Genomic DNA, 21,057 nt, shown 5'->3' with positions numbered 1-21,057 from the left:
ACATCAAATGCACCGTGTTTCTTTTATTTTTTCAATAATGAACTTTTCTTTGTAAAATAATATCCAACACCAGAAATCATGAACATAATCACAAATGGTATCGTAGACGTTGTATCATCTGTTTTGACTGTTTGTGTTTCTTGTGCTACTGAATTCACTGAAGTTTGATTATTCTGCGGTTTTGAATCAGGTACAACACTTATTTCAATATCAGATTCAGACTGATTAGAATTTGTCTCATTTTCATTTCCTTCAGGTTTTTCCGTATGTTCTGGTTTCTCTGTTTGAGGTGGTGTTATATTATCATTTGGTTTACTTTCAAGTTGAGCAATTGCTTGACGTAATTGTTCATACATTTTATCAACTTCATCCTGTGATGCATTATCATCATCTATAAGCGCTTCAACATCTTTTAATAATGTGTTGACTTTTGCAAGACTTTCAGCAGTATATTTATCTTGATCTAATTGATAAGCTTCATTGAAAATAGATGTTAAATTATCTTTATTGGCTTTTTTAACAAGTCCATCCATAACATCATTTAAAGCTTGAATGGCTTCATTTACCTCTTCTTTACTTGCATTTCCATCCAATAAAATCATTCTTGCTTTTTGTAATGCTGAAGAAAGTTTTTCTATTGATTCAGGCGTATATTTTGTTGTATCAAATTCCTGACTTGCCAAAATAATAGCATCTTCTAATTCTGTTTTATCAACCTGTTTTACTAATCCCTTGACACTTGTTTCTAATTGTTCAATTGCTTTTTCAATATCTTCATTTGTAGAATTTGTATCATTACCAATAATAACAAGTTGATTCAAGGCTTTTGTAAACAACTCTACACTTGCAGGAGTGTACTTAGAAACATCTAAATCTTTATACTTATTGTATGTTTCTTCTAGCATTGTTTGATATGTTGTATCATAAACGCCAAATTCCCATAATGAATAACCATATTGACTAGCGACTTGGATACCTTGCATTTTCACATAACGCGCTTGTACAGTATCAAATGTTAATTCATGAATACGATTATTCCCCTGTATTTCTTCATCAACAGCTAATGCAGCAACTCCATTTGAAGTGTCTTTAACATGAATAACATCTGTCCACTCTATGGCATCATTTGAGACCTGAATCTTGTATTCTTTAGCTCCAGCACCTTCCCATTCCAAGACAACTTTATTAATACTAGAAACTCCACCTAAGTCAACATAAATCCATTCATCATCTGACCAATCACGACGAGATACCCATCTTGAATCTTGACCATTAACTTTTTGATTTATTCCCAAACCATCAAAAGCTAGCAGTGATTTATATGTTTTATTCCCATCTTTAGAATCAGTGTATTCTGAACTCGTCACAGAATCTTTATTAAGTGAAATATTTTCATTAGGACTATTCGATTCTAATATTGTATTTCCATACACTTCAAATTCCCATAACGAATATCCATAATCCGAACCAACTCTTACTCCTTGCATTTTCACATAACGACCTGTTACATTTTTATATTCAAACTCATGAATACCTCTTTCACGATTAACAACACTTTCAATTTCTTTCCATTCTTTTGCATCATCTGAAACAAGAATCTTATAATCTAATGTTAATTTTTGATCTCCTTCCCAGTTCAAAACAACCTTTGAAATATCATAATTAGCTCCAAGATCAACATAAATCCATTGATTATTATAATCCTTATCTTCATTATTCTTCTTTCTTAAAGAAACCCAGCGAGAAGGTGTTCCATCAACCTCTTCATTGATTCCTTTACCATCAAATGCTAATGAAGATGTAAAATGCTTTTTTCCATCCACAAATTCATTACTTGCTACTGAATCTTTATTTAATGCTATATTCACTTTAGGTTGGATAGGTTCTTGATATAAAGTGCCATAAACTTCAAACTCCCATATTGAATAACCATATTGTCCAATAGGTTCAATACCTTGCATTTTGACATAACGCGCTTTCACATTTTCCAATTCAAATTCAATAATACCAGATTTTCCATCTGTAACATGTGCAATATCTGTCCATTCTTTCGTATCATTAGAAACTTGAATTTTATACTCTTTACCACACGCACCTTCCCAATAAAGTTTCACACCTGTTAAATCATAAACATTTTCTAAATCAACATATATCCATTCATCATTAGACTTTCTATTTGATACCCATCTTGATTCACTTCCACTTGTTCCATCAAAACTTCCATCAAATGCTTTTGATGCAAGATACTTATTGTTATAGCTTGATGAGGCTGTTGCCGATTTATTAAAAGCAATATTTTCCTTAATATCTGCTTCAATCAAATTCCCGTAAACTGACCATTGAATGATTTCATATGCCAAACCACTACATTGATTCAATTTCAAACGTACATATTTGGCTTTTTTATCTTTTAAATCGTCAATAGTTTCGCTATTACCTTTCCCATCAGTAACAGTTTGAATTGTTTCCCAATTTTGAGCATCATCTGATATTTGAATTTCATAATGAGTTGCCCAACTATTTCCCCAATCAATAGACATACTAGAAATTTCATAAATACCTTTTAATTCAACGTAAATCCATTGTTCTCCTGAATCTTTAGAAATCCAAGATGTATTAGCCTTATGATCAGCAACATTTGTAGGGAAATTGAAATCTTTAATTGTACTAGAGAAAACATTTTTATTTGCAACAATATCTTCATTAACATAATTTCCATAAACTGAAATCTCATAAATACTTATACCATATTTCAATTGTGTTGATTTATGAGAATGAATTTTTACATAACGACCATATACTGGTTCATCATAGTTATATTCATCAAGTAAATCATCAGATGTTTTCTTTCCATCTTCAACTGTTACCCAATTGACTTTATCACTTGATACTTGAATATCATAATCATCTGAGCATGCACCTTCCCATAAAACACTCAAAGCATCAATTTGAGCATATTTTCCTAAATCAACAATAATCCAATTATCATCTTTGTTTCGTAGAGAACTCCATCTTGTTCCTGTATTCCCATCGACAGCTTTATCCTTTGTATTTTCTGGATCATTTGTTGATGTGCTACTGACTTCTACTTCTTTTTTAAGGCTAACGATTCACTCGCTTGCCATGTAATTTCTTTGATTTGATAATTACTTCTTATACTATCTTGGAATGTAATTTTTATATATGGATATACACCATTTAAATCAACCGTATCAATTCCACCATTTCCATCTGTAATAGAAGTTAATAATTGATAAACTTTTCCATCTTGTGATACATACACATCATAGTCACTTGCAAAGTTATCACCCCAGATAATATCCATAGTAGATAAGTGCTTTTTATTTTCAGTGAACATACTTATCCATTGATTTTCATTATTTTCACTTTGCCAATATGTACTTTCATCACCATCAAATGCTTTTTCAATTTCATGTTCATCAATCATTGAACTAGCATCATAACGATTATCTGAATTTTCAGTTAATGTCATTGTCTGCCCTGCATAAGGTAATGCTCCAGATACAAATGATGTTGTAGATGATTGATTATCAGCTTGTATCTTCACATGAACTTCTTCATTAGCACTTGTATCACTAACAGCCAAAGAAATTTGTCTAACATCCTTTGATTCATCAATGATTATACTACATGGCTTATCAACTGTAATTGTACAACCATCCTTATATTCCAATGAACCTGCTTTATAGAAATTGATTTGTGTTTGCTTCAATCCATCATGTCTTACTGCCTGAACTTGACTTGTATTGGCAATAACAGTCACTGGAATATTATTAGCATATTCTTGAGTTTGACTAGCATCTTTATTTGGTATCACAATATAAGCATAACTTCCATTTTTTGGTTTTAATCCATGATCAATATAGGCTTTAAATGTTGCAGCAGCGTTATCTTTATCTTCCTGTTGCCATAATGAAGGATTATCTTTTTGCGTTGCATTACTAATAACAACATCAGTATCATCTAAAAATACATATCCAATATCATCATTATACAACCATTTTGTTGTATATTTTTGATTAACAGTCCCTGAAGCTACTGTTTGACCACCAACATTGACATCTTTGGCTTCACTTTGATTTAATGTTGTATGAATATTCACATCTTCTGATGAACTAATTCCTGATCCTAAAGCAACAAATTCATCATCAAAGAAGAAATATCCTTTTTTTGCCGTCGTCCCTTTTTTACTCATATCATAAGCTGTTGCACCATATTTTCCATTAGAAACACCGATTGTATGTTCAGTTCCATTTGTAAAGCGACCTGAATTAGAGTAATCCTCTACTATACGTGCAGCTGTTGTTGTTCCTGGCACATGTGCCCAATCATAAGTTGGATAAACATTAATATATTCATTTCCATCAACAGTGATTGCAGATGAAGCTGAAGATGTCCAATAAATCAACTGTCCACCATCTTTTTGTCCAGTCCAGCTTCCTCTCCATTCTCCACCAATCACTTGATTAGAATCCATTTTGATATTGACACCATAGTTATTTCTCATATGCGAAGCATAAGCAGAACGCCACATATAATAATTTCCATTTTTACCATTTGTAGAACTTTTACCTTTGACATTATTCAATATCTTTTGGTATTCTTCAGCACGTTCACTATCTACTTCCATCATTCTTTCTAATGGCAAAATATAAGCAGATGCGTAATTTTTATATCCAATATCCGAGTCATAAGGACGATAGCCTAAATATAATTCCATAATATCATTTCTAATTGTCCAGCTTGTTCCATCAAGCATATAATCAGCCATTAAATCAACAATACTTTGATTAAATGCAAATTGTGTATCATTTAACATATAAAGCCAATAACTCATATCTCTAAACATAGATAAACCATATCCATTAGAATAAAACTGTCTACCATGCATATAGAAACTATTATCAACTTGTACAGCTTCAGCTGTGTTATCATCTTTTTGTACAACTAGACAATAACTTAAATAATTATCAACCAACTCTTTTAAATCAATCATTTTTCTTGATCCAAGCGAATTTTTATATTTTGTGCCATTTTCTGTAATAATAGCGTAATAAACATAATTTTGATCAAACCATAAATTATTTTGACCTGTACCCTTTTTCACAGGTGTCTTTTCTAATAATTTATAAAGTAAAGTATTCATAGTTTTTTCTTCAATTCCTTCAACACCATCTAACATCAAAGCAATACGAGAAAATCTCAATTGAATACCTATTTGTACTTCCCACCAATTTTTATTAGTCGGTTCTTTACCATTATTGGCAATTGTCCAATGTTTGATTGCTTGATTCAATTTTGTAATAACTTCTTTACTTTGATAAAGTTCATTATCTTGTACATGATAAGCAATCGCAATAGCTTGAAGTCTATCTAAAGCCAAATAAGGTTCCCACGCTCCACCATTGGCTGCACTCCCTGTCATTGTATAGTCCACATCATCAAAAGAACCATCTTCCTGTATCATATCAAGATAATCTCCTGCTTTAGAAACATAACATGTTTCAACTTTTGCGCCATCATCAAAAGTATCTTGAGAAATCATAAAATCTTTTAAACGTGTTTTAATAATTTCAAAATCATTTGCACTTGCAAAAGACACATTGATTGAACTTAAAAAAAGCCCTAAAGACATCATGAATGATAATATAATCTTCAATATCTTTTTCATCATATGTTTACCTCCCATCCGTAAACGCTTACTATATTATTATTTTTTGATATTTTCACTTGAATTTCAACAAAAAAATACTTGAAAAAACTCCTGTTATTTCACAGAAGTTCTTTCAATAATCTTCACACTTAACAATTCCGTTTTTTGAATATAGTCCTTTCTTTGAATACGATCAACCAAACGATGAACAGCTTCTTTTCCCATACTTTCCTTTTGCACTTGTAATGTTGTTAATGATGGGATAAATTTTTCTGCCAAAGGGGTATCATCAAAACCAGTCACACCTATATCATCAGGTATTTTTAATCCCATTGTATGTAATGCCTGTATCACTACAAAAGCATTAGAATCATTGGCACAAATCAAAACTTCAGGCAATGGCTTTGATTGTAATAAATGAATAATTTCATCAATCTGTTGATTTAAAATAAAGGTTTCTATATTTTCTAAAAAGAATATTGACGAATATAAGCATCATCACAATATCCTTGTATGATATGATGTTTCATTAAAGCCTCTTTAAAACCTATAAAACGATCTTGAAAACTCATCGAATAATTCAAATCACCAAAAAAGCCAATCTTTTGATAACCTTTTTGTAATACATAATTGGTTATCATATAGCCACCTTGTTTATTATGGGTGAGTACACAATCACAGCTATCATATAAAGATGTAAAATCAACCAAAACAATCGGTATTCCAGTCTTTTTTAATTGCTTTAAATTCACATCAGAGATTTTTCCAACAACGACCATCCCTGCCACTTTTCTTTCCACAATACATTCAGGCATATCCATATGTTCATCTTCAAAATAATTCATAATAGACGAATATCCTAGATTCTTTGCTTCATCTACAATGGAACGTAATACAATGGAATAAAAATGACCCGTATTAGCATAATAGCTTTGCATCAGGATACAAATATTCGTTCTCGAAAAAACAGATAAATATTTTCTTTTTTCATTAATATAACCCATTTCATCAGCCGTTTTTAATATCAACCAACGCATTTCATCACTCACACCCGGTTTGTCATTTAAAGCAATAGATACAGCATTAATTGAAATATTTAATTTTTTCGCAATATCTTTCATTGTCACTTTCATAGGCTTTTTCCTTTCAAGAGTATTTACTAATTCTATTTTCAATGATTTACTCTTGAATTGCAATATCTAATTGCTTGAAATTTCAATGAAAAAAGCCATGTTTTATACACAGCTTTTAAAGTTCTTCACCATTTGTTTCAATCACATGTTTATACCATTCAAAAGATTTTTTCTTGATTCGTTTTAAATCTTTTAAATCATCATTACTACGATTTACATAAATCATTCCATATCTTTTATTCATATTGGCACGGCTACTTAAAATATCAATAGGTCCCCATGCTAAATAACCACGACAATCAACACCTTCATTAATCGCATTTTTCATTTCTAAAATATGTTTACGCATATAATCAATACGATAATCATCAATGATTTCGCCATTTTCATTCATCACATCGTCACAACCAAAACCATTTTCAACAATATAGATAGGCATTTCATAACGATCATATAACTGTCTTAAAGTAATTCTTAAACCAACAGGATCAATTGTCCAACCAAATTCAGACATTTCCAAATAAGGATTCTTTTTAATCACAACATCTTCCACATTAGTTAAACTTTCTTCACCATAATGAGAAATCGTTGACATATAATAACTAATAGATAAAGAATCTGTTTTTCCTAATTTTAAGATATCCAAATCTCCCCTAAAATTTCTGGCATTGTGCCTTCATTTTGCATATTAGCATAGTAGTAAGAATTATAATGTCCTCTAGCAAAAACGTCTAAGAACACATAGGCTTCACTTTGTGCTTTCATACTTTCTAATGTATCTAAAGGATGACATGTTTCTGGATAACTTTGAACAACCGTTGCCATCCCCATCACATGACCACCTTTTTGATGAATATAATCATTCACTAAACTATGCGCAATCAATGTATGATGCATAATCTGATTATCAAATGTTTGTGGATTCATACCATCTGGGCAAATACCTCCAAAAAACATCTTTGGACCTTTTTGTAAAATCCCATTTTGTTCATTAAAAGTAATCCAATAATGCACTTTATGATAATAACGATCCACAATTTTCTTACATAATTCTACAAATATATTCACCACTTTTCGACTGGCAAAACCATTATATTTTTCTTGTAAGAAAACTGGCATTTCAAAATGATATAAAGTTGGAATAGGTTCTATTCCTCTTTCTAATAAAGCATCAATAAAACGATCATAAAATTCAAAACCTGCTTCATTATATGTGTTTTCATCACTCATCATTCTTGACCAATCAATAGAAAAACGATAAGCATTAAACCCCATTTCCTGAAACAAATCAAAATCTTCACTATATCGATGATAACTATCAATACCATCTTTAAAATCAGAAAACTTACCTGTCACTGTTAAATCACAAACAGCTGGTACTTTTCCACCTTCTGTGTATCCACCTTCACTTTGATGAGCAGTCACTGCTCCACCCCATAAAAAATCTTTTCTTAACATTCTCGTGACTCCTTTCATATCCATTCGTATTTTCGCTTTATTTTACTTGAATTTCAATTAAAAATCACTTGAATTTATCTCGTATAGAAAAACATACTTCCTTGATATTCTCATTCAATGTTTGATGACTTGTAAAAACACAAGAAAAATCATTATCAAAAACATGAAATTCATCATAAGGACTCACAATCTCTAATATCTTGTGATTAATTTGATTAGTTATCCCTGATGCTTGACAGTGAGTACATTGTTCATCGGTTTCAAAGAAAACATGAACCTGCTCAAAAATAATTTCTATTTTCCATATTTCAGGATATTCAATACTTTGAATTAAGCTAGAAACTTGCTTTAAAATTCTTTTTTGACTTCATCTTTTAAAGTATCAAACATGATAATTTCAGGTTTTATTTGTATCTCATGATGATATTTTTGACATAATTCAAAGAAATAGTTTTGAATCTCAGTTTTTATTTCTTGTGCATTTACACCTACAAACCATTTATAATTATCCCATACAATTAGCTTTAAACGTGTTTTATGTTCATGTGTGACATCATAACTATAATCATAAAGACGGATATGATATTCTTCAAAAAACCATTGTTCCAATTCTATAAAAAATAAATCTTTCTTTTCAGGATAATACAATAAAGAGATGTTTTTTATCTTATTTATTCCATATATAAAATTTATACGATTACAAATCCTTCAAAAATTTTCACGATAAGTTTCTTGCATCCAATATCTGCGACGACAATGTGGGCATATATAAGCATAACGTTGAGAATGAAATTTAACTCATAATAATAGTAAAATAACATCCAGTAAAACAAGAAAATACAGATGTGTTAAAGCTATGATAATAATTGTAAAAATCATAATTAAGAAGTAAAAAAACAATAATAAATAAGTTAAATGAGTTGTTTTTTGATATTGTGTATCTAAAACAAGATAATGTAAATCATCATGATTAAAAACTGTTAATTTCTGTTTGGTTTGAAGTTCTTCTAATAAAATAGTTATTTTTTCATTTTGTTTTTGTAAACGATGAAGATGTTGATCATTTTTTTGATGTTGGTATTTTAACATTTGTACTAACAGATAATAATGATGATTCTCTTGAAAAATCTGACGAATCTCTTTTGATGACAAACCCAAATCCTTATATAACAAAACAGTTGAAAATGCTGTAAATCTTCAATAGAATATTGTCTTCTACCACTTTCATCTAAATGTGATGGTTTGACGATATGTTCATAATCATAATACTGAACTGTTCTGATACTAACGTGACAAATTTTTGCGATTTCTCCACTTGTATATGTTTTCTTTTCCACCAATGAACGCCTCCCATGATATTATTATAGAGGATAACGTCACGTTATCAGCAAGAAAAAATTTAATTTTGTACATGATGATGAAAAGTGGGTGAAGTTTTATCTAAAACTTGAAAAACATATCCCTTTTCAATCAGATAATCTAAAATATCTGGTAACGCTTTGACAGTATTTTCTTGTGTACCACTATCATGCATCAAAAACATAATATCTTCCTGATCTCCAATTTCTTCTATCGCCTTTTTCTTTAACCCCTCTACAGTTTTAATACCCTCCCCATCACCATTAATAGAAGTCCAATCATAATACTGATAACCCAAATCAATGACTTTTTTGTTAAACGTGTCATAATGCCATCATTATATTTTTTAGAAACAAGATTACTTGATCCACCAGGAAAACGTATGAAATCAACATTCTTTCCAATTTGTTGATAAACAACATCTTTAATCTTATTCAAATCACTAATATAATTTTTTAATGAACTATAAATATATTCATAATCATGACTATACGTATGCAAACCAATCGTATGTCCTTTTTGATAAGCCTCTTTAATATAATGGAAATGTTGAGGTGATGTTCCTGTCACAAAGAATGTTGCTTTGATTTGATATTCATCTAAAATATCTAATATTTCCTTGGTATTTTGTGAAGGACCATCATCAAAAGTTAAATAACAAGTCTTAATTCCATCTTTGATGGCTTCACGATTATCATATTGACTCAAAACTTCCACTTTTCTTGTGAAAGTATCTTCATTACCTGAAACATCTTTGACATGATAATAAACTTCATATTCACCAATTTTACGAATATTTAACTGCGAATCATCAATCGTTAAAGTTGGTGAATCATCATGATTATCTTTAACCACAACATCTTTTTTCAAATCAATTTCATCCCCAATCAATAAAGTTATTGGTGTTAAACCACTGACAACTGGAGGTTGTTCATCTTTTGCCTGTACTTGCACATAAGCATTTTTCTCAGTTTTATTGCCATAACTATCTTCTACAACAACGACAACCTTATATGTCTTTTCTTTGTCAAAAACATACTCTTTTGGAAAATAAACTTTTGTCTTGGAATCATCTTCTATATTTTTGACTAATTCTTTTGGGGAAACTTTTTCATTGATTAATATTGTTTTATTTTGAGTTTCAAATTGAGGTGGTAACATATCATCAATATAAACTGTTAAAGCAAAGACTTTTTGATGATAAGAATAAAGAATCTGATATTCCCCTAATTTTCCATTATCTACCTGATTATCTATTTGAATATCATTTTCTTCAATATGTGAAAGTTTTTCAATATATTGAAGTGGCTCAACTTCTTGATAAAGTGCCAAATGAATTTCTTTATCTACAAAAATAATTTTTGGTTGAAAATAAATATAAATAAAAATGAAGAAAAATGTTATAACTATAAGACTATAAAAAAAGACTTTTTCATATGTATCACCAAAATACTATATGAATCAAAAGTCTTTTTTAGTCCTTTTATTGAAAATATTCTTCAATGATTTGTCTTTCGCTAAAAGGTAATGGTTCTTCATCTAAGATTTGATAATCCTCATGACCTTTACCTAGACACAAAATCACATCACCTTCACTAGCATGTTTCAAAGCATAATGAATGGCTTCACGACGATCTTCGATGACAATATATTCACCCTGATATTCATTAATTCCTTCAATAATATCATTACAAATATCTTGAACTGATTCTCCTCGAGGATTATCAGCCGTTAAAACAGAGAAAGCATGATATTTAGCGACAATCGATCCAGCATCATAGCGGCGATGAGGATCACGATGCCCACCTAAACCATAAACACAGTAAATACGATGAGGTTGATATTCACTCATAGTTGATAAAATACTATCAAATGATAAGGCATTATGTGCATAATCAATCAAGACTGTATAAGGTCGAGGAACTGGTACCATTTCGACACGTCCTTTGACACTGACCTGTTTTAATGCCTCTTGAATATATGGAACTTCAATATGCAATAAATAACAAATCATAATCGCAACTAATGAATTATAGACACTAAATTGACCAGGAATATTTGTTTGGAATGAAGATGAAATGACTCCCTTTGTATCAAATGTTGTTCCTAAAATATTTTTATCTTGATATAAGACAATATGTGATGCCTGCAAATCACTTGGCTGTTGAATAGAATAAGTCTTGATTTCACATTGTGCCTGATCAATCATATCTTTATAATGTTCATCATCTTTATTAAATAAGCCTATATGACACATTTGAAACAATTTCTTTTTACATGACATATAATGTTCAAAAGAACGATGTTCGTTTTCTCCAATATGATCAGGTGATAAGTTGGTAAATACCCCAATATCAAAATCAATACCTGTGACACGATCTAACATCAAACCTTGTGATGACACTTCCATCACACAATATTCACAACCAGCATCCACCATTTCTCGCATTAAACGCTGTAACTCAAAAGATTCTGGTGTTGTATTTTTTGTTTTCTTAAATTCACCATTGACAATTGAACCTATTGTCCCAATAATGCCTACTTTTTTATGTGCTTTTTCTAAAATAGATGCAACCATATAAGATGTTGTCGTTTTTCCTTTTGTCCCAGTTAAACCAATCACTGTCATCTCACGACTAGGATGATTAAAGAAGGCACATGACAATAAAGCCAATGCCTTTCTGGCATTTTCAACTAACACATAAGTGATTCCTGGCTGGTATTCAATAGGATGTTCAATCACAATTGTTTTCGCACCAGCTTCAATCACTTGATCAATAAAAGAATGTCCATCCACCTTAGCACCAGGTATACAAACAAATAAACTTTCCTCTTTGACTTGTCTTGAATCATAATCAATTTGTGACACTTCTTCATCTAAATGTCCTTGTATCAATTGATAATCTAATTCCTTTAATAATCCCTCTAATTTCATTTTCCTCACCCATTCTTTTTATATTCCAGATATATGCATATCTCCACTCTTGATATAATTTAATTTTCTCAATACTTTATACATACTATAACAAACTCCCATTGGTAAAACAATATCAACCAAGATAAAAATAAACCAATAAGTTGGTTGCATTTTATTGATGATATCACTGAGTCCAACAAGTCCCATTAAACCTAGCGATGCTCCCTGAACTGTACAATGTAAAGAGAGAAAACAGTTATAACTCCACTTAACATACTTGCTATAAGGGGTGGTAACCAAACCAACAGTCGTTTGATAATATTCTTAAACTGTAGAAGACTTGTTCCTAGTCCAATAGCAAAAACATTTCCAAAATGATTATCACGTATAGACATCACTGCCAAACCAATCATTTGGCTGCAAACACCAGCCATGGCTGTAGCTAAAACAAGACTGTTTGATTCACTCAAAACTGACATTAAAAATAAAGAAGTCAGAGGTGATGTTGCAATCATTCCTGCCAGTAATGCCACACATATTCCTAGCAAAACGGAATGCATATGACTACATTGTTGAATAATTCCAGCAAACCAATGTACCAACTGAAGATAAAAAGGTTTCATCAACCAAACCATCAAACCAGCACATAACATAGCCAGTATAGGTGCAAGCAACAAATCGAATGATGTTTTATCTTGAATCAAGCGAATGACTTCAACAGCTAATATAACTGCCAAATAAGCCAAAAAGGTTGCCCAATCGCCAATGACACCTGGCTGCCATCCACGACAATACTTCCTGCCCCAATACTTCCAGCAAGTACAGCAGCTAATAAATTGATTCCTTTGGCTTCCATACACCATGCCATCGCAATACCAATTGCAGGTCCCATCATATAAGTCAACATGACTCCCCATTGATATAATATAGAAAAATGTACAATCTGTCCAAGCTCCTTGCATATTGTCCCTAAAACAAAACTTACAAAATAGCCACAAGCCAACCCATGACAGGTACGTGATAAATAATTTTCATGTCTATTTCTTACCATCTTTTTCTCCCCTTTATCCTGATGTTTCATTAACATTGGGAAAGCTTTCATAATACGTCGTTCATTGATAGACTTTTCATGGAACCATTGACGATAACTTGCAAGATCATTTTCTTTCCATAATTCCATAATTTCATCAAAATCATGTTTGCTTTGTTCAACATTATCAATCAAAGTTTGTACAGTTAATTCTAAATCTTTTCTTAAAGCATCTAAACGTTCATCTAAATGTGTTAAAGAAACAACCGTGAAAACTAAATCTATTACAAGTAATGTTGTCAACATCGTTGCAATAATAACCAATGTAATTAAACCATATTGCATCACTTTTTCTAACAACATTGGTTGAACATATTTGACAGCCACCACACTAAAAAGACCAAAGATTAAAAAACCTTCTAAACAAACCCTTCCATTGACATGAAAAGCTTTATCTGAATAATCCCACCAACGGCGATGATAAAGCTTCTCCATCGCCCAAGATGTGATATATTCAATCACACAAGCCACAAAAGCTCCTTCAATAAAAATAGAAAGATAACTTTCTTTAGCCGAAAACAATAACGATACTGTTAATGCCCCAACCCCATAAATAGGAACAATAGGGCCATTTAAAAAACCACTGTTTTTGATTTTATGTCGTGTAAGAATCGGGCAAACAAATGATTCCCATATCCATCCAGCAAAACCATATATATAAAAAGTGATTATCAAAGCACTGATATATTTTTCCATAGTAAACTCCTTTTGTATAAAGATATTATACTTTGTTTTCATGATTAAGCAAGAAAAAAGGAGCATTACTCCTTTTGATAGTTACGAAAATCTACAATTTCAATATGATGTTTTAATAACCAGTCTTTTAACCACTGACTACATAAAAATGCACATTCCATGGGTCTAATCAAAGTATAAGAAGAATGTTTCAAAATATATTGATCTAAAAAACCGGGATGAAAAACAACTAAACTACACTCATTTTTTTGAATATTTGGTAATTGACTTTCAAAATATTGATAAGGATCATACAAACCTCTATCATCCAATGAAAAGTAATCTAAAGATTGAATATGATATTGTTTCTGCCAGTTTTCATCCATTGGATGATCATAGAAAAGATGATATCTTTTCGCCACGTTTTTGAGTGCCTGAAAATAATTTTTTGAAAACACTGCGTGTCCTTCAAAATACTCTGGTTTCTTTCCTGTAATTTCTATAAACCTTTGAAGTTGTGCTTCAATTTCCAATTCACATTCTAAAATGTCTACCGTATCTTGTTGACGATGATTAATTTCACGACTTATATAAAATTCTCCGTTTTCATTAACTAAAGATGGAATCTTCAAAGGATCACTCACTGGTTTACCTAAACAGATATTGGTATGTTGTCCTAAACAAATATCTAAATCTTTTATCAAATCATAACCATGTCTAGCACTTTCCATATTGGGCATCAATCCAACACAACTAACCATCCCATCATAAACGGCTTTAAAAATGCCATAATTCACACCTTCACTGATGCCTAAATCATCTGCCCTTAAAATTATTTTCATTCTTTTCACCATCCTTTGAAAATAATTGACGATATGTATAATACGCACCAATTAAGTTAGAATCATTATGATATTGACAAGACTTCACTTGCGGTTTTCTAAAAAGATATGCTTTACCAAAAACTTCATCAATCTTTTCCTTTATTTTTTCAACAAATAAAACATCCTGACTAATGCCCCCACCAATACAAATACATTCTGGATTAATCATACAATCAATGTTATAACAAAATTTAGCGATAGCTTCAAACCAATCATCTAAAATAGAAACAATATCTTGATCTTGTTGACGATAAAGTTGCATCATATATTCACCATCAATATGTTCGTTTTGTTTCATGTGTTGTACCTTTTTTACAATTGATAAAGTCGAATAGGTTTCAGCAAAATTTTGATAATGGCCTTTATGTAAATCAATAAAAACCGGACTAAATTCACCCGCTATTAAATCTAAGCCTCGTAAAACGTGATGTTCTATGACAATACCTCCACCAATACCAGAACCAAAAATCAAAACAACACAGCTTTGACAGTCTTTTGCCTGTCCTACCCACGACTCACATAAAGCCGCAGCTTTGCCATCATTTTCAACTGATACAGGCACATGATCACATAAAGCAGATAACTTTTTGGCAAGTCTCAATCCTTCTAGGTACACCAACGCTCCACTTGTCAGCATCACGCCTTGCATAACATCTATCTTACCTGGCACACTCATGGCGATTCCTTGAATATGTACGTTTTGATAAGATAAATAAATATTTTGTAAAGTTTCTAAAAAATGTTCCTGTGATTGATAAGGTGTTTTGATTTTTGATGTCTGTGTCAAATGACATTGTTCATCAATCAAACCATATTTGATAAAAGTTCCTCCCACATCAATGACTAATACTTTTTCTTCCATTTTGCCCTCCTTATAAAACAAGGACACTTTCTTAAAGAAAAGGTCCTTGTCATTTATGAATGTTCCTGTTTACGATATTGTGATGGTGTAATTGCATACCATTTTTTAAAATGATTAATTAATACATGTTCACTTGAAAAACCACATTCAAACGCAATATCAATAATACGTTTTTGTGATGTCATTAATAAAAATTTAGCTCTATCTAAACGTAGTTTTGTAAGATAAGTATAATAATTTGTGTTTAAATAACGTTTAAACATTAATGAAATATGTTGTGTTGTATATCCAAAATGCTCAGATAGATGTGCTAAAGAAATATCTTCACGATAATGAGTACTGACATAAAAGAGAATCCTTGAAAATGTATCATTATTTTCATGATGATAAGAGGTTGGATCATAATGACTTTCTTGCAAACATTGTGCTAATAAAGAAAGAAGGGATGCTTTGTATTCTAATTGGGAAATAATATCATCATGATTCATTTTTAAAATAACTTGTGAAAGCAAGTCAATAAAAACCTTTTGATTTTGAATCATAAACACTTTATCAATTAATAATGTTGAAGGCATATGTTGTAAAATAAATCCAATATTGATATGTAAGCACTGAAAACGAAAGTTCCCAGCATTACCAATCATTTTATGCAATGACTGCATACCAATTATAATCACATCGCCTGCTCCCACTTCAAATGCCCCTGAGGGTGTCAATGTTGTCATATGACCATCAATGATATGTACAATTTCTAACCATTCATGCCAATGAACATCTATTATTGATGATGTTTCATTGTACCCTGCCGAATCTATAAATAAGCAATATTTATTATTATCATAGTTTCTCACGCTACTATCAATATCTTCATATTCTTCATCAAAAATTAATCGCATTTTTATCACCAGCAACATTCTAACATATTTTTGGATATCACATCAACTTACATACTAATCAAGATCTTGACCATTAGTTGCGATAACTTTTTGATACCACTCAAAAGATTTCTTACGTGTTCTTTTAAGCGTTCCCCGTCCTAAATCATCCATATCAACATGGACAAAACCATAACGTTTTTTCATTTCACCAGTTCCTGCAGATACTAAATCAATACAACCCCAAGGTGTATATCCTATGACATCTACACCATCATATTCAATGGCTTTTTGAATTTCTTGAATATGTTTTCTTAGATAATCTATACGATAATCATCTTGAATTGAACCATCTGTTTCTATAGTATCTAATGCTCCCAATCCATTTTCAACAATCATCAATGGAAGTTGATATTTATCATATAAACGATTTAAAACAAGTCTTAAACCTTGTGGATCAATTGGCCATCCCCATTCACTTTCTTCAAGATAAGGATTCTTAACACCACCTAATTGATTACCACCTGATTTTTCACTATTCTGACGTGTTGAAATCACTGATGAATTATAATAACTAAATGAAATAAAATCAACTGTTCCTAAGCGTAGAATCTGATCATCACCATCTTCTTTTTGTAAAACAACATTTTGTCTTTCTAATTCTTTTAATTTATAAGATGGATAATAACCACGGCATTGAACATCATAATAGAAATCTTTAAAATCTCTTGCCATTTCCATCTGGGCAATCGCATCATTAGGATTACATGTTTCAGGATAAAATAAGATATTGGCTATCATTAAACCTATTTGAAAATCAGGATTAATTTGATGCCCTAAATATACTGCTTTAGCACTAGCAAGTAATAAATGATAGATTGCCTGTTGTTGTTTTTGGGGATTTGAAGCCTCACAAATACCAAGTGTTGAATAATCTCTTAAAAAGTTAATTTCATTAAATGTTAACCAATATTTAACTTTATGTTGGTAACGGGTAAAAATCGTACGACAATAATTCATAAAGAAATCAATTGTTTTACGATCCAACCATCCTTCATATTGATGAGCTAAATGAAGGGGTAAATCAAAATGATTAATAGTTACCAATGGTTCAATTCCGTATTTATGACATTCATCAAAAACATCATCATAGAATTTGAGTCCTTCTTCATTTGGGTGTGAATCATCGCCATGAGGAAATATACGTGACCAGTTGATAGACATTCTAAAAGTCTTAAAGCCCATTTCTCCCATTAAAGCAATATCTTCTTTATAATGATGATAAAAATCAGTAGCTACATGGCTTGGATAATAAACATCTTCATCAACAATAGCTTTAGCTCCTTGAGGAACATCTTCAAAACGACTGATTTCTTTTTTACTTCCATCTTTCAATTCAATAACAATACGACGGGGATGTTTTTGATCACCATTAGTAATGGTATCTGCAGTTGCTAAACCTTTACCTCCACTTAAATAACCACCTTCATATTGATTAGCTGCGGTTGCTCCACCCCATAAAAAGTTTTCTGGAAATCCCATGATTATACCTCCTTAAATTTTTCTTTTTGCATTGGCATAGGCATCACTGCGCTGTATCCAATCTAAAAATTCTTCAATACATTTATCCCAGAAACGCCACTCATGTTCATAACCTGGTACACTCAACCATGTTAATGGCATATGTTTGTCTTGAAGACTTTTTACAAATTCAACATTTGTATCATAAAGGAAATCATTTTCACCACAAGCCATATAGATAGGAATCTTTTGATCACATGATTCCAATACTTCATAAAGATCTATTGGATTTCCTTGCATTTTGATTCCTGGTGAAAAAGCTCCTATAGCACTATATTTCTCAGGACGACTTAAACCATGATATAAAGCTCCAAATCCTCCCATTGAAAGTCCTGCAATAAAAGTATCTTCTTTTCTTGTAGAAATTGGGAAAACTTGCGTAATAAACTCAGGAAGCTCATAAGCAATAAAATTCGCAAACAAATCTTCATTTTGATCAATATACTTTTTGTTTTCACCTGAAATCATCACGACTGCGATTTGTCTTTCCTCAGCATAAAGTTCTACATTAGTATAGCCACACCATTGTGCATGATTGTTTCCAAACCCATGTAAAAGATATAAAACTGGAAATTTCTTTTGATAGTCATGATGCACTTTTCCCTGATTCATCAAACTTTCAGGAATTGTTACAGTTGGTAAAATCACATCAATATCAACCGTTCTCATTAAAGTATACGAAATCACATTACATTGTATTTTCGCCATATATATCTCTCCTCGTATAATATGTATAGAAGTTTGAATTAAGGATTTCTCTTTTTAAACAACTGAGATATCTCAGTTGTTTAAAAAATCCTTGCTTCTACACTCTCTTTTAAGATAATAGTTTCGTTTTGAATCAAGGTTTTATTCTTTTCTCCTGCGGCCATCTTGTTATGTTCGCTTCTAAAAGACTTAATCCTCTGTTCAAGGCGTACTTTATACCCGAATGAGTTTGTTGCAGCAGTGTATTCTCACTTGTCTCCGCATTTACGAGGTTGCGTTTGTCTTGATTTAGAGGTGCAATTCAAAACCATTTACATACTTTAGAAAGAAGGTCATTTTTTATGAAAAATTACAATTACAATCTTTATGTTGGCATTGATGTCTCTAAAGGCAAGGCTGATGCTGCTGTTCTGGCTGTCCCTGAATTAAGATCGGTCAAACCTCATTTCCTTAGAAAAAAATTATCTTTTAAGTTTATTAAATCTGAAGTTGTTGAGTTTTTAAATACTGTTAGAAAGTATTCCAGTGATCAGTACTGTCTCCACACTTATTTTGCTTTGGAAGTCACTGGCATATATTCTACTAATATCTACACCTTTATTAAACAAAACTGTAATAGCGATGAAGAAATCCATCAGCTTAATACGGATTTCGTTAATAAATGGAGAGAAAGCCATAATATATCTAAATCTGATCCTTTGGATGCTCAAACCATCTGTTCCATTATCGGTACTGATGATCAGGTCAAATATGTTTCAGATTCTGTTTTTGAAAACAAAAACGGATATCAAGATCTTAAGGCTCTCGTTCACAGACACTATCAGATTAAAAAACTCTATTCTCAGGAAACTAACCGTCTCATTGCCCTTTGTGATTGTTATTTCCCTGAACTTCAGTATGTTTTTGAACCTAAATCAGCTGCTTTCCTGGCTGTCTTATCTCAATATCCTACTTCGCATGATATCATAAATGCTTCCAAAAATGAAGTGTTTCATCTTGTTTACGAAGCAACTAAACATCGCTGCAGTATGGATAAGATTGATAAGCTTTTCAATTATGCTCAGGATACACTGGTTCCACATGTATCCGATCATATGAGATATGTTATTTCCAACACTGTTGAAAGCATCATCCATATTCGTACACAATTGAAACTGATTGAAAAAGATATCAGAAAGCTTGCTGCCACTTTTAATGTTTACAGTCTGCTGTTGACCATCACTGGCTGTGGTCCTTTGACTGCCGCTGTTATCATCGCTGAAACCGGAGACATCTTCAGATTCAAAAATGCTGATCATTATGTCTCTTACAGTGGTTCATCACCACGTAACAAGCGTTCTGGCAAGTCTGTGGAAATCATGGGCAAGATTTCCAAGAAAGGCTCAAAATACCTGAGACACGCTCTTTACATGATTGCCGAATTTGCCAGACGACATAATCCTGTTCTTAAACACTTATTTGAAAGAGTGAAGAACGGAAATAAAAAGCGTCATAAATTAGCGGTCATTGCAGTTGCCAATCGCATTGCCAGATATATCTATTCAATCATGAAAAACGAAAGCAGTTTTATAATCATGCATGAAAATATCATGCGATTACCAGAAGAAACCCGAAATACGTTCTTCAATTCAATATCTTTAGATTTTCCAAAGAATACCAGAAAACAGATTTATCAGTATTCTGATATCAATGGTGAAATCCATCGCTTTGTTTATAGGAACGAAGCAACGGAATCAGTAGCTTAAAAACAAAGAAAACCTAAAATGTAAGAGCTTTCAAACACTGAGTTTTGAGAAGTTGTTTTTAGTGCACCCAAAAATCCACTAAAAACATCAAAGAAC

The 21,057-nt window shown here is 31.6% G+C and carries 17 protein-coding genes and 2 pseudogenes; 1 reads left to right on the top strand and 18 read right to left on the bottom strand.

The annotated features are described in order from the left end of the window. Positions 1-23: 23 nt before the first annotated feature. The 18 genes and pseudogenes from NMU03_RS09930 to NMU03_RS09840 form a co-directional block, all read right to left on the bottom strand. Entirely contained in the window at positions 24-3,110 is a 3,087-nt protein-coding gene (locus NMU03_RS09930; RefSeq protein WP_290142315.1) for a discoidin domain-containing protein, read from the bottom strand. Further along, the gene (locus tag NMU03_RS09925; protein WP_290138011.1) at positions 3,086-5,692 is read right to left on the bottom strand and encodes a polysaccharide lyase family 8 super-sandwich domain-containing protein; all 2,607 of its coding nucleotides are present in this window, start codon (positions 5,690-5,692) and stop codon (positions 3,086-3,088) included. The genes NMU03_RS09930 and NMU03_RS09925 overlap by 25 nt, the downstream gene beginning before the upstream one ends. A 96-nt stretch (positions 5,693-5,788) precedes the next feature. After that, positions 5,789-6,061, bottom strand: a complete 273-nt coding sequence (locus tag NMU03_RS09920) for a substrate-binding domain-containing protein (protein WP_290138009.1) — start codon at positions 6,059-6,061, stop codon at positions 5,789-5,791. Between the two features lie 80 nt (positions 6,062-6,141). Further along, entirely contained in the window at positions 6,142-6,807 is a 666-nt protein-coding gene (locus tag NMU03_RS09915) for a LacI family DNA-binding transcriptional regulator (protein ID WP_290138007.1), read from the bottom strand. Between the two features lie 115 nt (positions 6,808-6,922). Continuing rightward, positions 6,923-8,265 (bottom strand): annotated as a pseudogene (locus NMU03_RS17665) (glycoside hydrolase family 1 protein). 348 nt (positions 8,266-8,613) lie between these two features. Next, positions 8,614-8,913, bottom strand: coding sequence for a hypothetical protein (locus tag NMU03_RS09900; RefSeq protein ID WP_290138003.1), 300 nt, complete (start codon positions 8,911-8,913; stop codon positions 8,614-8,616). 150 nt (positions 8,914-9,063) lie between these two features. Beyond that, entirely contained in the window at positions 9,064-9,417 is a 354-nt protein-coding gene (locus NMU03_RS09895; protein WP_290138002.1) for a hypothetical protein, read from the bottom strand. Next, positions 9,360-9,602, bottom strand: coding sequence for a MerR family transcriptional regulator (locus NMU03_RS09890; protein WP_290138000.1), 243 nt, complete (start codon positions 9,600-9,602; stop codon positions 9,360-9,362). Before NMU03_RS09890 ends, NMU03_RS09895 begins: the two co-directional genes overlap by 58 nt. 62 nt (positions 9,603-9,664) lie before the next feature. After that, on the bottom strand, positions 9,665-9,922 hold the full coding sequence (locus tag NMU03_RS09885; RefSeq protein ID WP_290137999.1) for a polysaccharide deacetylase family protein: 258 nt from the start codon (positions 9,920-9,922) through the stop codon (positions 9,665-9,667). Continuing rightward, positions 9,859-10,956, bottom strand: coding sequence for a polysaccharide deacetylase family protein (locus tag NMU03_RS09880; protein WP_290137997.1), 1,098 nt, complete (start codon positions 10,954-10,956; stop codon positions 9,859-9,861). The genes NMU03_RS09885 and NMU03_RS09880 overlap by 64 nt, the downstream gene beginning before the upstream one ends. 151 nt (positions 10,957-11,107) lie before the next feature. Beyond that, complete coding sequence (locus tag NMU03_RS09875; RefSeq protein WP_290137995.1) at positions 11,108-12,559, bottom strand: UDP-N-acetylmuramoyl-L-alanyl-D-glutamate--2,6-diaminopimelate ligase; 1,452 nt, start codon at positions 12,557-12,559, stop codon at positions 11,108-11,110. Between the two features lie 18 nt (positions 12,560-12,577). Continuing rightward, positions 12,578-13,245, bottom strand: a pseudogene (locus NMU03_RS09870) (PTS sugar transporter subunit IIC). Positions 13,246-13,262: 17 nt separating this feature from the next. Beyond that, positions 13,263-14,327 carry a putative ABC transporter permease gene (locus NMU03_RS09865; RefSeq protein WP_290137994.1) on the bottom strand — a complete coding sequence of 355 codons (1,065 nt, stop codon included), beginning with the start codon at positions 14,325-14,327 and terminating at the stop codon, positions 13,263-13,265. Positions 14,328-14,392: 65 nt separating this feature from the next. Continuing rightward, positions 14,393-15,148, bottom strand: a complete 756-nt coding sequence (locus tag NMU03_RS09860; RefSeq protein ID WP_290137992.1) for a ChbG/HpnK family deacetylase — start codon at positions 15,146-15,148, stop codon at positions 14,393-14,395. Further along, positions 15,123-16,052 carry an ROK family protein gene (locus NMU03_RS09855; RefSeq protein ID WP_290137991.1) on the bottom strand — a complete coding sequence of 310 codons (930 nt, stop codon included), beginning with the start codon at positions 16,050-16,052 and terminating at the stop codon, positions 15,123-15,125. Before NMU03_RS09855 ends, NMU03_RS09860 begins: the two co-directional genes overlap by 26 nt. A gap of 53 nt (positions 16,053-16,105) precedes the next feature. Beyond that, a complete protein-coding gene (locus NMU03_RS09850; protein WP_290137990.1) occupies positions 16,106-16,948 on the bottom strand; it encodes a helix-turn-helix transcriptional regulator in 843 nt (280 codons plus the stop codon). Positions 16,949-17,002: 54 nt separating this feature from the next. After that, positions 17,003-18,469, bottom strand: coding sequence for a family 1 glycosylhydrolase (locus NMU03_RS09845; RefSeq protein ID WP_290137989.1), 1,467 nt, complete (start codon positions 18,467-18,469; stop codon positions 17,003-17,005). Positions 18,470-18,481: 12 nt separating this feature from the next. Further along, entirely contained in the window at positions 18,482-19,216 is a 735-nt protein-coding gene (locus tag NMU03_RS09840) for an alpha/beta hydrolase (RefSeq protein ID WP_290137987.1), read from the bottom strand. A gap of 341 nt (positions 19,217-19,557) precedes the next feature. On the opposite strand from NMU03_RS09840, the gene NMU03_RS09835 reads away from it, so the two are divergent. Further along, positions 19,558-20,961 (top strand): IS110 family RNA-guided transposase, encoded by a 1,404-nt coding sequence (locus NMU03_RS09835; protein ID WP_290137985.1) that lies wholly within the window; start codon positions 19,558-19,560, stop codon positions 20,959-20,961. Positions 20,962-21,057 lie beyond the last annotated feature (96 nt).

Source organism: Allocoprobacillus halotolerans (genome assembly GCF_024399475.1).
Lineage (GTDB): Bacteria > Bacillota_I > Bacilli_A > Erysipelotrichales > Coprobacillaceae > Allocoprobacillus > Allocoprobacillus halotolerans.
This window is presented reverse-complemented; position numbering and strand designations above follow the sequence as displayed.

Coding starts and splice junctions, on each gene's coding strand:
- NMU03_RS09865 (WP_290137994.1), bottom strand. CDS start 14,327: ATGGAAAAATATATCAGTGCTTTGATAATCACTTTTTATATATATGGT.
- NMU03_RS09860 (WP_290137992.1), bottom strand. CDS start 15,148: ATGAAAATAATTTTAAGGGCAGATGATTTAGGCATCAGTGAAGGTGTG.
- NMU03_RS09845 (WP_290137989.1), bottom strand. CDS start 18,469: ATGGGATTTCCAGAAAACTTTTTATGGGGTGGAGCAACCGCAGCTAAT.
- NMU03_RS09850 (WP_290137990.1), bottom strand. CDS start 16,948: ATGCGATTAATTTTTGATGAAGAATATGAAGATATTGATAGTAGCGTG.
- NMU03_RS09835 (WP_290137985.1), top strand. CDS start 19,558: ATGAAAAATTACAATTACAATCTTTATGTTGGCATTGATGTCTCTAAA.
- NMU03_RS09840 (WP_290137987.1), bottom strand. CDS start 19,216: ATGGCGAAAATACAATGTAATGTGATTTCGTATACTTTAATGAGAACG.
- NMU03_RS09915 (WP_290138007.1), bottom strand. CDS start 6,807: ATGAAAGTGACAATGAAAGATATTGCGAAAAAATTAAATATTTCAATT.
- NMU03_RS09855 (WP_290137991.1), bottom strand. CDS start 16,052: ATGGAAGAAAAAGTATTAGTCATTGATGTGGGAGGAACTTTTATCAAA.
- NMU03_RS09875 (WP_290137995.1), bottom strand. CDS start 12,559: ATGAAATTAGAGGGATTATTAAAGGAATTAGATTATCAATTGATACAA.
- NMU03_RS09925 (WP_290138011.1), bottom strand. CDS start 5,692: ATGAAAAAGATATTGAAGATTATATTATCATTCATGATGTCTTTAGGG.